Here is a 13,681-nt window from a genome sequence, read left to right as displayed (position 1 = left end):
GTTCCAAATCTTGACGCTCGCCGAACGGGGGCGCATATATGGTCAGCCCGCAGAAAGGTACCTCGCAGATGTTCATTCAGACCGAATCCACCCCCAATCCCGCGACGCTGAAGTTTCTGCCCGGTCAGGCGGTGCTCGGTGCCGGGACCGCAGATTTTCCGAACGCCGACGACGCCGATGCCTCGCCGCTGGCCAGGCGCCTGTTCTCGGTGACCGGCGTCACCGGCGTGTTCCTCGGCAGCGATTTCGTCACCGTGACCAAGGATGACGGCGCCGACTGGGATCACGTGAAGCCCGCCGTGCTGGGCGCGATCATGGAGCATTTCCAGTCCGGCGACCCGGTGATGGCAGGCGAGGGCGGATCCTCCGGCCACGCTGCCTTCGACGGTGAGGACAAGGAAATCGTCGGCCAGATCAAGGAGCTGCTCGACAGCCGCGTGCGTCCCGCCGTGGCCCAGGACGGTGGCGACATCACCTTCCACGGCTTCGAGCGCGGCGTCGTCTATCTTCACATGCAGGGCGCCTGCGCCGGTTGCCCGTCGTCGACCCTGACGCTGAAGATGGGCATCGAGAACCTGCTCCGCCACTATATCCCCGAAGTCACCGAAGTGCGTCCCGTCGCCTGACGGCGGCGCCTTGGTTCCGACCGGCGGCGCGCGGCCCCCGCTGCGCGCCTGCGCCCTGATGGCATGACCGACACCGTTCTCGCGTTCGACACTGCGTTCTCCAGCGTTTCCGCCTGCCTGCTGCGAGAGGGCCGGGTCCTTGACCTGCGCCACGAGGAGATGGCGCGTGGCCAGGCCGAGCGCCTGATGCCGATGCTCGAGGAAATGCTGCGGGCCGCCGGTCTCGGCTGGGGCGATCTCGACGCGCTCGGGGTCTGCACCGGCCCCGGCAACTTCACCGGCATCCGCATCTCGGTCGCCGCCGCCCGCGGGCTGGCGCTGGCGCTGGGCATCCCTGCCGTGGGGGTCAGCGCCACCGAGGCGACCGTGCTGGATGCCCCGCGCCCCGTCGCGGCGGCGATCTTCGGCACGCGGCGGATGTCCTACCTCCAGCAGTTCACCGATCAGGGCGCCGCGCCGGTGCAGCCGGTCCCCGAGGGGCAGGAGATCTCCGATCTTGCCGCGGGCGTGCCGGTGCTGAGCTACACGCTGCCCTTCGGCGCCCCGTCCTGCCCGCTGGTCGAGGCGGTGGCCCGGATCGCCGCGACGCACTTCCGCGACCCGGATCTCGCCCGGCCGACGCCGCTCTACGTGCGGCCCGCCGATGCCGCCCCATCGCGCGAGGCGCCGCCGGCGATCCTGTCGTGACCGCTGCCGAACTCGCGGCAATCGCGGCCCGCGCCTACCGCCACATGTCCCCGTGGTCCGAGGCGGATTTTGCGTCGACTCTGGACCAGCCCGCGACGTTGCTCTGTGCCGCCGAAGGCGCCTTCGTGCTGGGCCGCGTGGTGGTGGACGAGGCCGAGATCCTCGCGCTGGCCACCGATCCCGGCCGCCAGCGCTCGGGCGCCGGGCGCGCCGTCCTGGCACGCTTCGAAACGCAGGCGCGGGCCCGTGGCGCGGTCTCGGTCTTCCTCGAGGTGGCGGCGGAAAACACACCCGCCACAGGCTTTTACACCGCCTGCGGATACCGCATGACGGGTCTCCGCAAGGGCTACTACAAGCGCCCCGACGGCAGGCGAGACGATGCGCTGCTCATGTCGAAGGCGCTGACCTGAGGTCAGGTCCGGACCGGCCGAAACCGTTCGTCGCGCGAAACAAAAACCGGTTGACCCACTGCGTTCCCAACGCCTTAATCAGGCATGATCTGGATGGATCGGACAAAATGAGCGGCGCGCGCAATTGCGCTGCCACCACTTGGGAGCAAGCGATGACCCTGATGACGAAATTCCTCGGCGCGAGCGCCGCGCTGGCGCTGACCGCAGGCGCCGCGCTGGCCGATCCTGCGCTGATCTACGATCTCGGCGGCAAGTTCGACAAGTCGTTCAACGAGGCGGCCTACACCGGCGCCGAAGCCTATGCAAAGGAAACCGGCGGCTCCTACCGGGACATCGAACTGCAGTCCGAAGCCCAGCGTGAGCAGGCGCTCCGCCGCTTCGCCGAGGCCGGATTCAACCCCGTCGTCTCGACCGGCTTCTCCATGTCCACGCCCATCGCCTCGGTCGCGGCCGACTACCCGGACACCAAGTTCGTTACCATCGACGGCTTCGTGAGCCCCGACGAGCACCCGAACGTGCTCTCGATCCTCTTCGCCGAGCACGAGGGTTCGTATCTCGTCGGCATGATGGCCGCCATGGCCTCCAAGACCGGCACCGTCGGCTTCGTCGGCGGCATGGACGTGCCGCTGATCCGCAAGTTCGCCTGCGGCTACGCGCAGGGCGCGCTGGCCGTGAACCCCGATCTCAAGGTGATCTCGAACATGACCGGCACCACCCCGGCCGCGTGGAACGACCCGGTAAAGGGCTCGGAGCTGGCCAAGGCCCAGATCGCCCAGGGCGCCGACGTGATCTACGCCGCCGCCGGCGGCACCGGTCTCGGTGTGCTGCAGACCGCCGCGGACGAGGACATCCTCTCGATCGGCGTGGACAGCAACCAGAACCACCTCTACCCGGGCAAGGTGCTGACCTCGATGCTCAAGCGCGTCGACGTGGCCGTGGCCGAGACCATGGCCCAGGGCGCCGACCTCGAGACCGGGGTCATGGTGCTGGGCCTCGCCGAGAACGGCGTCGGCTACGCGCTCGACGAGAACAACGAGGCGCTGGTGACCCCCGAGATGAAGGCCGCCGTGGATGACGCGCGCGAGAAGATCGTGGCGGGCGAGATCGAGGTGCACGACTATTCCTCGGACGACAGCTGCCCGGCGCTGAGCTTCTGAGCCACTGAAGGACGGGGCGGCGCCACTCTGCGCGCGCGCCTCGCAACACGAGAGGCCGCGTGGCGCGCGGCCTCTGCCCTGTCTCGCAGGAGACTGTCACGCCATGACCGACCCCATCGCCCCGGCCATCGAGCTGAAAGGCATCTCCAAGGCCTTCGGCCCCGTGCAGGCCAACAAGGACATCTCCATCCGCGTCATGCCGGGCACGATCCACGGCATCATCGGCGAGAACGGCGCCGGGAAATCGACGCTGATGTCGATCCTCTACGGCTTCTACAAGGCTGACGCCGGCGAGGTCTGGATCAACGGCCGCAAGACCGAGATTCCCGACAGCCAGGCCGCCATCGCCGCCGGCATCGGCATGGTCTTCCAGCACTTCAAGCTGGTGCAGAACTTCACCGTGCTCGAGAACGTCATCCTCGGCGCCGAGGACGGGCCGATGCTTGGCACCTCGCTGGCGCGGGCCCGCGGCGAGCTCCGGGCGCTGGCTGAGGAATACGAGCTCAGCGTCGATCCCGACCAGCTGATCGAGAACCTTTCCGTGGGCCACCAGCAGCGCGTCGAGATCCTCAAGGCGCTCTACCGCAAGGCCGACATCCTGATCCTCGACGAGCCCACCGGGGTGCTGACCCCGGCCGAGGCCGACCACCTGTTCCGGATCCTCGACAACCTGCGGGCCGAGGGCAAGACCATTGTCCTTATCACCCACAAGCTGCGCGAGATCATGGAGATCACCGACACCGTCTCGGTGATGCGCCGCGGCGAGATGACCGCCACGGTCAAGACCGCCGAGACCTCTCCCGAACAGCTGGCCGAGCTGATGGTGGGCCGCAAGGTGCTGCTGCGCGTCGACAAGGTGCCGGCCCGGCCCGGCGACGCGGTGCTGCGGGTCGAGAACCTGCGCCACGTGGACAGCCACGGCGTCGAGCGGCTCAAGGGCATCTCGCTCGAGGTCCGCGCCGGCGAGATCCTCGGCATCGCCGGGGTGGCGGGCAACGGCCAGTCGGAGCTGCTCGAGGTGCTGGGCGGCTATGCCGATGCCACCGGCACGGTGCGGGTCAACGGCAAGGAGATCGCGCTCTCCGGCCCCGGCTCGGACGGCGGCGCGCGCCGCGCCTGCGGCATTGCCCACGTGCCCGAGGACCGGCAGACCGAGGGGCTCATCATGGCCTACACCGCGTGGGAGAACACCGTCTTCGGCTACCACCGCGACCCGCGCTACCAGTCCGGCGTCCTGATGAACAACGCGCTGATCCGGGAAGAGGCGCAGGACAAGATGACCCGCTACGACGTGCGTCCGCCGAACCCGCAGCTCGCCGCCAGGAACTTCTCGGGCGGCAACCAGCAGAAGATCGTGCTGGCCCGCGAGATCGAGCGCGACCCAGACATCCTGCTCATCGGCCAGCCCACCCGCGGCGTCGACATCGGCGCCATCGAGTTCATCCACCAGGAGATCGTGCGCCTGCGCGACAAGGGCAAGGCGATCCTGCTGGTCTCGGTCGAACTCGACGAGATCTTCTCGCTCTCGGACCGCATCGCGGTGATGTTCGACGGCCGGATCATGGGCGAACGCCTGCCGGACGAGACCGACCAGACCGAGCTCGGCCTGCTCATGGCGGGCGTCACCGGCGATCCCTCGGGCGACCCGATCAAGGCGGTGGAGGCCTCGCTCGAGGACAAGGCCGCACGCGAGGCCGCCAGCCATGACTGACCGCGTGCCCCGTCCGCCCCGTCGCGGCGTCCCTGCTTCATCTTGCCGGACAAACTCCCGCCGGAGGCATCCGCGCCCGCAGGGCGCGCCCCAGCAAGAAGGCTTCCCCCATGGATAAGATGCCCGCATGGGCCGACGCGGTGCTCGTGCCCCTGATCTCGATCCTGCTGGCCGCGATCCTCTCGGCGCTGGTGATCCTCGCCATCGGGGAAAGCCCGCTGGATGCACTGAACCTGATGGTCGAAGGCGCGCTCATGCGCTCCTCCGGCTGGGGCTACACGCTCTACTACACCACCAACTTCATCTTCACCGGGCTCTGCGTCGCCGTGGCCTTCCACGCCAAGATGTTCAACATCGGCGGCGAGGGGCAGGCGATGATCGGCGGCCTCGGCGTGGCGCTGGTCTGCCTCTTCATCCCGTTCCCGCACTGGAGCATCGCGCTGCTCGTGGCCACCGCCGCTGCAGCGGTCTTCGGGGCGCTCTGGGCGCTGATCCCGGCCTATCTGCAGGCGAAGCGCGGCAGCCACATCGTGATCACCACGATCATGTTCAACTTCATCGCCGCCGCGGTGCTGAACTACGTGCTGGTGAACGTGCTGCGGCCGCAGGGGGCGATGGACCCGGCCACCGCCACGTTCCCCGCCGCGACCCACCTGCCGACATTCCAGGAGATGTTCGCCACCGCCGACAACCCGCTGTTCCGCGGCTCGCCGGCCAACGTCACCTTCTTCCTCGCGGTGCTGGCCTGCGTCGGCTTCTGGTACCTGATCTGGCGCACCAAGCTCGGCTACGAGATCCGCGCCTTCGGCCATTCCGAGAGCGCCGCGAAATACGCCGGCATCTCGCCGGTGCGCATCACCATCGTCGCCATGCTGATCTCGGGCGGGCTTGCCGGGATGATGGCGCTCAACACCACCATGGGCGAGGCCGAGCGGCTGGTGATGAACGCCACCGAGGGCGCGGGCTTCATCGGCATCGCCGTGGCGCTGATGGGCCGGTCGCACCCGGTGGGCATCTTCCTTGCGGCGCTGCTCTTCGGCTTCCTCTACCAAGGCGGCGCGGAGCTTGCGCTCTGGACCAACATCCCCCGCGAGCTCATCACCGTGATCCAGGCGCTGGTGATCCTCTTCACCGGGGCGCTCGACAACATGGTGCGGATGCCGCTCGAACGCATCTTCCTGGCGACCCGGCGGAGGAACGGCTGATGGATTTCGCAACCCTCCTGCAGGTGCTCGATTCCACCGTGCGCCTCGCCACGCCGCTGCTGCTGGCCTGCCTCGCGGGCCTGTTCTCGGAACGCTCGGGCATCGTCGACATCGGGCTCGAGGGCAAGATGCTGGCCGCCGCCTTCGCCTCGGCCGCCATCGCCGCGGTCACCGGCTCGGTCTGGCTTGGCCTGCTCGCGGGGGTCGTGGCGTCGACGCTGATGAGCGGCATCCACGGGCTTGCCTCGATCACCTTCCGCGGCAACCAGTTGATCTCGGGCGTCGCGATCAACTTCCTCGCCTCGGGGCTCACGGTGCTGATCGCGCAGGACTGGTTCGGGCAGGGCGGGCGAACGCCCTCGCTGATGGGCAGTGGCCGTTTCGAGCCGATCACCCTGCCGTTCGCGCAGGCGCTCTCCGGCGTGCCGGTGATCGGGCCGATCTACGCCGAGCTGATCTCGGGGCACTCGATCCTCGTCTACGTGGCCTTCCTGATGGTGCCGCTGAGCTGGTTCGTGCTCTATCGCACCCGCTTCGGCCTGCGCCTGCGCGCGGTGGGCGAGGCGCCCGAGGCGGTCGACACCGCCGGCGTCTCGGTGGTCGGGCTGCGCTACGCGGCCATCGTCATCTGCGGCGTGCTCTGCGGCCTTGCGGGCGCCTATCTCGCCACCGGCCTGCAGGCGGGCTTCGTGCGCGAAATGACAGCGGGCCGGGGCTACATCGCGCTCGCGGCGCTGATCTTCGCCAAGTGGCGGCCATGGTACGCGCTCTTCGCCTGCCTGCTCTTCGGCCTGCTGCAGGCGGTGGCGCTGCGCTTCCAGAACATCGACCTTGGCGGCATCACCATTCCGGTGCAGGTCATGGACGCGCTGCCCTACATCCTCACGGTGATCATCCTCGCGGGCTTCGTCGGCAAGGCCATCCCGCCGCGCGCCAGCGGCGAGCCCTACCAGAAGGAACGCTGAGCTTCCCTATCCGTCCCCGAGGCACTATCCCGGGGGCGGACAGCGAAAGGAGCAGGCCATGCGCGTGATCTTCATGGGAACGCCGGATTTCTCGGTGCCGGTGCTCGAGGCCCTGGTCGCGGCCGGGCACGAGATCGCCGCGGTCTACTGCCAGCCGCCGCGCCCCGCGGGACGTGGCAAGAAGGACCGCCCGACGCCGGTGCACGCCCGCGCCGAGGCGCTGGGGCTCGAGGTGCGCCACCCGGAACGGCTGCGCTCGGCCGAGGAGCAGGAGCGCTTTGCCGCGCTCGGTGCCGACGTGGCGGTGGTCGTGGCCTACGGGCTGATCCTGCCGCAGCCAGTGCTGGATGCGCCGAAGCACGGCTGCCTCAACATCCACGCCTCGCTGCTGCCGCGCTGGCGCGGGGCCGCGCCGATCCACCGGGCGATCCTGTCGGGCGATGCCGAGACCGGCGTCTGCATCATGCAGATGGAGGCGGGGCTCGACACCGGCCCGGTGCTGCTGCGTGAGGCGACCAAGATCGGCGCCGAAGAAACCACGGGCGAGCTGCACGACCGGCTCAGCGCCATGGGCGCGCGGCTGATCACCGAGGCGCTCGACCGGCTCGACGGGCTCGCGCCGGAGGTGCAGCCCGAAGACGGCGTCACCTACGCCCAGAAGATCGACAAGGCCGAGGCCGCGGTGGACTGGTCGCGTCCGGCCACCGAGATCTCGCGGCAGATCCGCGGGCTGGCGCCGTTCCCCGGCGCCTGGACCACGCTGGGAGGCGAGCGCATCAAGCTTCTTGGCGCGCGGGTCGTGGCGGGGCAGGGGGCGCCGGGGACGGCGCTCGACGACGGCTTCACCATCGCCTGCGGCGAGGGCGCGGTGCAGGTGACCCGGGCGCAGCGCGCGGGCAAGGGCGCGCAGGAGGCCGAGACCTTCCTGCGCGGCATGGCCATTCCGCGCGGCACGGTGCTGGGCGCGATTCCGGGCGCGGACTGATGCGCCCGGGCCCCGGCGTGCCGACCCAGCGGCAGAGGAGATAGACCATGCCCGTCGTCTGGCTGATCATCGTCGGAGCCGCCGCCGGCTTCCTCGCGACCCGCGTCATGCGGGTGAACCTCGGCGTGGTCGAGACCGTGGGACTTGGCATCGCGGGTGCCGTCATCGGCGGGCTGGTGCTGCGCTTCCTCATCGCGGTGACCGGCGCACTGGCGGGGCTCGTGGGCGCGGTGCTGGGGGCGATCCTGCTGATCTGGCTCTGGCAGATCTACATGCGCCGCTGAGGCGCCTCGCGCTCAACCCCCGTGCGCGGCGCAGGGGGGCTGTGCGTCTCCGCGAAGACCCTGCGCATGGGGGCGGAATTGCCCGATGCGCCTCCACACCTATTTTCTCCTGCAAAGCACAGGAGAGAACGATGGGTTTCCTCAAGGACGGCGAATGGAAAGATCGCTGGGACTACAACAAGGGTGACGGCTCCTTCGAGCGCTGGAACACCGAGTTCCGCAACTGGATCACGCCGGACGGAAGCGCCGGGCCGAGCGGCGAGGGCGGTTTCGAGGCCGAGTCCGGCCGCTACCACCTCTATGTCAGCCTTGCCTGTCCCTGGGCCCACCGGACGCTGATCTTCCGCAAGCTGAAGCAGCTCGAGAAGGTCATCAGCGTCAGCGTGGTACACCCCGAGATGCTGTCCGACGGCTGGTCCTTCAAGGACGACTTCGAGGGCGCCACCGGCGACACGCTCATGGGCCTGCCCTTCCTGCGCGACGTCTACCTACAGGTCGATCCGAAGATGTCCGGCCGGGTCACCGTGCCGGTCCTCTGGGACAAAAAGCGCGAGACCATCGTCTCGAACGAGAGCGCCGAGATCATCCGCATGTTCAACTCGGCCTTCGACGGCATCATCGGCAACACCGACGACTACTGGCCGGAGTCGCTGCGCGAGGCCATCGAGCCGATCAACGAGTGGATCTACGACACCGTGAACAACGGCGTCTACAAGGCCGGCTTCGCGACCTCGCAAGAGGCCTATGACGCCGCCGTCGGGCCGCTCTTCGACACGCTGGACTGGATCGAGGAGCGCCTCTCGCGCCGCCGCTACCTGATGGGCGAGCGCATCACCGAGGCCGACTGGCGGCTCTTCACCACGCTGATCCGCTTCGACCACGTCTACGAATGCCACTTCAAGTGCAACAAGCGGCGCATCGTCGACTACACCAACATCTGGGAATACACCCGCGAGCTCTACCAATGGCCGGGGGTCGCCGAGACCGTGAACTTTGATCACATCCGGCGCCACTATTACTACAGCCACGACATGATCAACCCGAACCGGATCGTGCCCATAGGCCCCGATCTGGACCTCCGGGCGACGCACGGGCGCGACCGGCTGGCCGCCGCCTGAGCGGCGCCTCAGCCCTCGGCCGCCTGCGCGTAGTGCTCGACCATGGTGGCGAGATCCGAGGGCGAGGTGGCACTCGGCAGGTAGGCGCAGGCGTTGGCGCAGTGCTGGAAGATCGACCCGTCCGAGAAGAACGAGGTGTTGGTGACGAAGATCACCTGCGTCTCGGGCTGACGGTAGCTGGCGAAATCCGCGACCGCGAGCGCGCTGCCCTCTTCAAGCACGAGGTCGAGCACGATGACGCTGAACGGGATCTCGTGCAGCAGGTCGGTGGCGGTATCCTGCGTATCTGCGGTGTAGACGACGGCACCCATCCGCTCGAGGTGCCGGCGCCAGACAGCGGCCAAATCCTTGCTGCTTTCGACGATCAAGACGTTCATGATTGCCTCCAATGAGGCCGCGAAAATGCCCGTGGATACTGCTACCGTTTTCCGTTCGACTTCTAAACAAATGTTTAACGAACTCGTAAATAAAGTGAACAAAAAGCAAACACAGGCGGGATCCCGCTTCTTGCGCTGTTGAAACGGGCTGGTACTGTGCCGCAAAACTGGCGACGAGGTCCCGATGCGCAGCCTTCCCCTCATCATAGCTCTCCTTCTCCCCGGTGTCGCCGCCGCGCAGGAGGCGACCTGCGGGGGCAATTTTTCGGCCTTCGTCTCGGGGCTGAAGGACGAGGCCGTGGCGATGGGCCACGACGCGGCGACGGTCGATGCCTTCCTCTCCGGGGTGCGGCTGGACCAGCGCGTGATGGAGCGTGACCGTGGGCAGGGGATCTTCCAGACCCCGTTCATCGACTTCTCGCGCAAGCTGATCAGCCAGGACCGTCTCGACCGGGGCCGCGGGCTGGCCGAGCGCTGGGACGAGGTCTTCACTCGCATCGAAAGCGACTATGGCATCGCGCGCGGTGTGCTGCTGGCGTTCTGGGCCTTCGAGACCGACTACGGCACCTTCCAGGGCGATTTCAACACGCTGAACGCGCTGGTGACGCTGGCCCATGACTGCCGCCGCCCCGAGATCTTCCGCCCGCAGATCTTCGCGGCGCTCGAGCTCTACGAGCGCGGCGATTTCGATCCGTCCAGGACCACCGGCGCCTGGGCGGGCGAGATCGGCCAGGTTCAGATGCTGCCCAAGGACATCCTCGAGAACGGCATGGACGGCGACGGCGACGGGCACGTGCTGCTCAAGACGTCGGCCCCCGACGCGCTGGTTTCGGGCGCCAAGATGCTGGCCTCGCTCGGCTGGCGCTACGGCGAGCCGTGGCTGCAGGAGGTGGTGCTGCCCGCGAATCTCGACTGGTCGCTCACCGGGCTCGAGACCACCATGACCGTGGCTGAGTGGGAGCGCCTCGGCGTCGCCGCCCGCGAGGGCGCGCTGGACGACGGGCGGCTCGAGGCCTCGATCCTGCTGCCGCAGGGGCGCGGCGGGCCGGCCTTCATGGCCTACCCGAACTTCCGGGTCTATTTCGAGTGGAACCAGAGCTTCGTCTACGTGACCACGGCGGCCTATTTCGCCACCCGGCTCGAAGGTGCGCCGGTCTACGACGCGGGAAACCCGAATCCTGGGCTCTCGGGCGACCAGATGAAGCGGCTGCAGACGGCGCTGGCCGGGCGCGGTTACGACGTCGGTGCCATCGACGGAATCCTCGGCGCCGGAACCCGCGCCGCGGTGCGCGACATGCAGGCGCAGCTCGGGTTGCCGGCGGACGGCTGGCCAACGCAGGATCTCCTGAACCGGCTCTGAGCGCAGGGAACCCGCGGGGCGTTTGCCGGTTGTTCCGGCATGATCAGAGATATCGTGCTTCCTGCCGCGCTGCTCGCGGTGGCTCAGGTAACGTTCTGCCAGCCCGAGGACACAGGCGCCAAGGACCCCGTCGTCACCGCGATTCCCGTCGCGATGTACGGGCGCTGGGGGCTCGTGCCGAACGATTGCGACCCAACGCGCGACGATGCCAAGGGCCTCATGAAGGTCTCGGTCGCGGCGCTTACCTTCTATGAATCCCGCGGTCTTCTCGAGGAGATAGAGGAGGCGAGCCCGACCCGGCTCGACGCCAGTTTCGCCTTCAGCGGAGAGGGCGTGACGTGGGAGCGCCACATTGTGCTCGAGCTCGACGAGGACAAGGGCACGCTCACCCGCAGAGAGACCGATCCGGACGCGGGACCGCTCGAACTGGTCTATTCCCGATGCGAATGATCGAAGGACGCGCGACCATGACCGAGGTGACCGAGCGTCGCGTGGGGACGCGCTATTTTGCGGCCTCGGCGACGGTGCCGAACAACCCGCTTTTGCCGGTGGTGATCCTGCGCGGCGCGTTCGCGCCCGCGCCCTCGGACGAGATCATCGCGCGGATGGCCGCCAATGGCTGGGGCGGCGCGTGGGCGTGGACCGTCTTCGACTATCACCACTACCACCCCGACGCGCACGAGGCGCTGGCGGTGGCCGCGGGCGAGGCGCGGCTGCAACTCGGCGGGCCCGAGGGCGCGGAGCTTGCGGTGACGGCGGGCGACTACCTCGTGCTGCCTGCGGGCACCGGGCATTGCCGCCTGTCTCAGAGCCGCGATTTCCGGATCTGCGGGGCCTATCCCCCGGGGCAGGAGCTTTTCATCACCCGGCAGGCCAACGCGCAGGCCAGCGCCGACGCGCCGGTGATCGCACAGGTGCCGCTGCCGCAGACCGACCCGATCCACGGTGCCGACGGCCCGCTGGTGCGGATCTGGGGCAGGGCACTCAGCCCGGGATGATCTCGAACTTCAGCACGTCGACCATGCCGCGGTCGGTGATCTTGAGCGAAGGGATCACCGGCAGGGCGAGGAAGGCGAGCTGCAGGAACGGCTCTTCCAGCGTCACCCCCAGCGACCGCGCCGCGGCGCGCAGCTCGACCAGGCGGTCGCGTACCTCCTCGAAGGGCGCGAGGCTCATGAGCCCCGCCACCGGCAGTGCCAGCTCGGCGAGAATCTCGCCCCCCTTCGCCACGACGAAGCCGCCCTCGATCTCGGAGAGCCGGTTCGCTGCCAGCGCCATGTCGTCGTAATCGACGCCCACGCAGGCGATGTTGTGGTGGTCGTGGCAGACGGTCGAGGCGATGGCCCCGGCCTGCAGCCCGAACCCCTTCACGAAGCCGGTGGCGACGTTTCCGTTCTTGCCGTGGCGCTCGGCCACGGCGATGCGCACGAGGTCGCGCGCGGTGTCGGGCCGCTTGTCGCCGTCTTCGATGGCGATGGTCTCGCGCAGGTGATCGGTGAGGATCTGGCCCTCGCGGATGCCGATCACGTCGGTCTCCTCGCGGTTGCCGGTGGCGCGGAACTGCTGCGGTGCGAGCCTGGGCGCCTTCACCGACGCGCGGCCAACCGGCGCCACCGTGCCGCGTGCGGCAAAGGCCGCGTCCCCGGCCTTTGCGCCGCCCGCCAGCACCAGCTGCGCATGGCAGCCCTCGAGTGAGTCCACTGCCACGATGTCGGCGCGCTTGCCCGGCGCGATCATGCCCCGGTCCCTGAGCCCGAAGGCTTCGGCGGCCGAGAGCGACGCGGCGCGGTAGGCGGCCAGCGGCGGGGTTCCGAGCGCGATCATGGTGCGGATCATGTAGTCGAGGTGGCCGTGCTCGGCGATGTCGAGCGGGTTCCGGTCGTCGGTACAGAGGCACATGTAGGGCGCCGTGCGCTCGGTCAGCAGCGACCGCAGCGCCAGCATGTCCTTGGAGACCGAGCCCTCGCGGATCAGTACCCGCATGCCCTTGCGAAGCTTCTCCAGCGCCTCCTCGGCACTGGTCGCCTCGTGCTCGGTGCGGATGCCGGCGGCCACGTAGGCATTCAGGTCCTTGCCCGAGAGCAGCGGGCAGTGGCCGTCGACATGGCCGCCGTCGAAAAGCAGCAGCTTCTTCATCGCTTCGGGATCGCGGAAGATCACGCCGGGATAGTTCATGAACTCCGCCAGCCCGATGCCCGACGGATGCCCCATTAGCTCCGCCAGATCCTCGGCCAGCAGCTCGGCGCCGGCGGTCTCCATGTGGGTCGAGGGCACGCAGGAGCTGAGCTGCACGCGGATGTCCATCAGCGTGAGTCGGCTGGCCTCCTGAAAGTAGCGGATGCCTTCGGCGCCGATGACGTTGGCGATCTCGTGCGGGTCGCAGATGGCCGTGGTGACGCCGCGCGGGGTCACGCAGCGGTCGAACTCGAAGGGCGTGACCAGCGAGCTCTCGATGTGCAGGTGGGTGTCGATGAAGCCGGGGACGAGGATCAGCCCGCTGACGTCGATGATCTCGCGCGCCTCGTAGTCGTCGAGGATGCCGACGATGGTGTCGCCGCAGATCGCCACGTCGCCGTCCAGCAGCTCTCCGGTCATCAGATCGAACAGCTTGCCGCCCCTCAGCACGAGGTCCGCCACCTCGTCGCCACGCCCCTGCGCGATCCGCGTCTCGAGCTCTGCCATCGTCCCGTGCCTCCGTCATTGTTGCAGCCAGAGTTGCACGCCACAGGGCCGAGCACCACACCCGAGGGGACGGGACCCGGTCGAGCCGGGGCGCATTCGATTGTTTACATTTTT

Annotated in this window: 15 protein-coding genes; 13 read left to right on the top strand and 2 right to left on the bottom strand. The window is 68.5% G+C overall.

What is annotated here, in order from left to right; all coding sequences use genetic code 11:
- Nucleotides 1-68 precede the first annotated feature (68 nt).
- From BLQ77_RS19260 to BLQ77_RS19215, 10 genes are all read left to right on the top strand, one after another.
- Complete coding sequence (locus BLQ77_RS19260; RefSeq protein WP_089962314.1) at nucleotides 69-626, top strand: NifU family protein; 558 nt, start codon at nucleotides 69-71, stop codon at nucleotides 624-626.
- A gap of 63 nt (nucleotides 627-689) precedes the next feature.
- The gene (tsaB, locus tag BLQ77_RS19255; RefSeq protein WP_089962157.1) at nucleotides 690-1,313 is read left to right on the top strand and encodes a tRNA (adenosine(37)-N6)-threonylcarbamoyltransferase complex dimerization subunit type 1 TsaB; all 624 of its coding nucleotides are present in this window, start codon (nucleotides 690-692) and stop codon (nucleotides 1,311-1,313) included.
- Entirely contained in the window at nucleotides 1,310-1,723 is a 414-nt protein-coding gene (locus tag BLQ77_RS19250) for a GNAT family N-acetyltransferase (RefSeq protein WP_089962155.1), read from the top strand. Before tsaB ends, BLQ77_RS19250 begins: the two co-directional genes overlap by 4 nt.
- 152 nt (nucleotides 1,724-1,875) lie before the next feature.
- A complete protein-coding gene (locus BLQ77_RS19245; RefSeq protein ID WP_008886313.1) occupies nucleotides 1,876-2,880 on the top strand; it encodes a BMP family lipoprotein in 1,005 nt (334 codons plus the stop codon).
- A gap of 103 nt (nucleotides 2,881-2,983) precedes the next feature.
- Nucleotides 2,984-4,591: an ABC transporter ATP-binding protein gene (locus BLQ77_RS19240; RefSeq protein ID WP_089962152.1), complete on the top strand. Its 1,608-nt coding sequence runs from the start codon at nucleotides 2,984-2,986 to the stop codon at nucleotides 4,589-4,591.
- Nucleotides 4,592-4,701: 110 nt separating this feature from the next.
- Nucleotides 4,702-5,796, top strand: a complete 1,095-nt coding sequence (locus BLQ77_RS19235; RefSeq protein ID WP_008883805.1) for an ABC transporter permease — start codon at nucleotides 4,702-4,704, stop codon at nucleotides 5,794-5,796.
- A complete protein-coding gene (locus BLQ77_RS19230) occupies nucleotides 5,796-6,761 on the top strand; it encodes an ABC transporter permease (RefSeq protein ID WP_008886037.1) in 966 nt (321 codons plus the stop codon). The genes BLQ77_RS19235 and BLQ77_RS19230 overlap by 1 nt, the downstream gene beginning before the upstream one ends.
- A 58-nt stretch (nucleotides 6,762-6,819) precedes the next feature.
- Nucleotides 6,820-7,746, top strand: coding sequence for a methionyl-tRNA formyltransferase (gene fmt, locus BLQ77_RS19225; RefSeq protein ID WP_089962150.1), 927 nt, complete (start codon nucleotides 6,820-6,822; stop codon nucleotides 7,744-7,746).
- Between the two features lie 47 nt (nucleotides 7,747-7,793).
- Nucleotides 7,794-8,030 carry a GlsB/YeaQ/YmgE family stress response membrane protein gene (locus tag BLQ77_RS19220; protein WP_008883843.1) on the top strand — a complete coding sequence of 79 codons (237 nt, stop codon included), beginning with the start codon at nucleotides 7,794-7,796 and terminating at the stop codon, nucleotides 8,028-8,030.
- A 131-nt stretch (nucleotides 8,031-8,161) separates the two neighbouring features.
- Nucleotides 8,162-9,148, top strand: coding sequence for a glutathione S-transferase family protein (locus tag BLQ77_RS19215; protein ID WP_089962147.1), 987 nt, complete (start codon nucleotides 8,162-8,164; stop codon nucleotides 9,146-9,148).
- Between the two features lie 8 nt (nucleotides 9,149-9,156).
- Here BLQ77_RS19215 and BLQ77_RS19210 read toward each other — a convergent pair whose 3' ends face one another.
- Nucleotides 9,157-9,525 (bottom strand): response regulator transcription factor, encoded by a 369-nt coding sequence (locus tag BLQ77_RS19210; protein WP_008884459.1) that lies wholly within the window; start codon nucleotides 9,523-9,525, stop codon nucleotides 9,157-9,159.
- Between the two features lie 184 nt (nucleotides 9,526-9,709).
- Here BLQ77_RS19210 and BLQ77_RS19205 point away from each other — a divergent pair, with 184 nt between their 5' ends.
- Genes BLQ77_RS19205 through BLQ77_RS19195 form a run of 3 tightly spaced genes read left to right on the top strand, consistent with a single transcriptional unit; the run spans nucleotide 9,710 to nucleotide 11,883 of the window.
- Nucleotides 9,710-10,885: a lytic murein transglycosylase gene (locus BLQ77_RS19205; RefSeq protein WP_089962146.1), complete on the top strand. Its 1,176-nt coding sequence runs from the start codon at nucleotides 9,710-9,712 to the stop codon at nucleotides 10,883-10,885.
- A 39-nt stretch (nucleotides 10,886-10,924) separates the two neighbouring features.
- A complete protein-coding gene (locus BLQ77_RS19200) occupies nucleotides 10,925-11,335 on the top strand; it encodes a hypothetical protein (RefSeq protein WP_242661780.1) in 411 nt (136 codons plus the stop codon).
- Between the two features lie 17 nt (nucleotides 11,336-11,352).
- A complete protein-coding gene (locus BLQ77_RS19195; RefSeq protein WP_089962142.1) occupies nucleotides 11,353-11,883 on the top strand; it encodes a cupin domain-containing protein in 531 nt (176 codons plus the stop codon).
- Here BLQ77_RS19195 and ade read toward each other — a convergent pair.
- Complete coding sequence (ade, locus tag BLQ77_RS19190) at nucleotides 11,870-13,567, bottom strand: adenine deaminase (RefSeq protein ID WP_089962139.1); 1,698 nt, start codon at nucleotides 13,565-13,567, stop codon at nucleotides 11,870-11,872. The genes BLQ77_RS19195 and ade overlap by 14 nt on opposite strands.
- Between the last annotated feature and the right edge of the window lie 114 nt (nucleotides 13,568-13,681).

The sequence above is a fragment of the Salipiger thiooxidans genome (assembly GCF_900102075.1).
Lineage (GTDB): Bacteria > Pseudomonadota > Alphaproteobacteria > Rhodobacterales > Rhodobacteraceae > Salipiger > Salipiger thiooxidans.
This window is presented reverse-complemented; position numbering and strand designations above follow the sequence as displayed.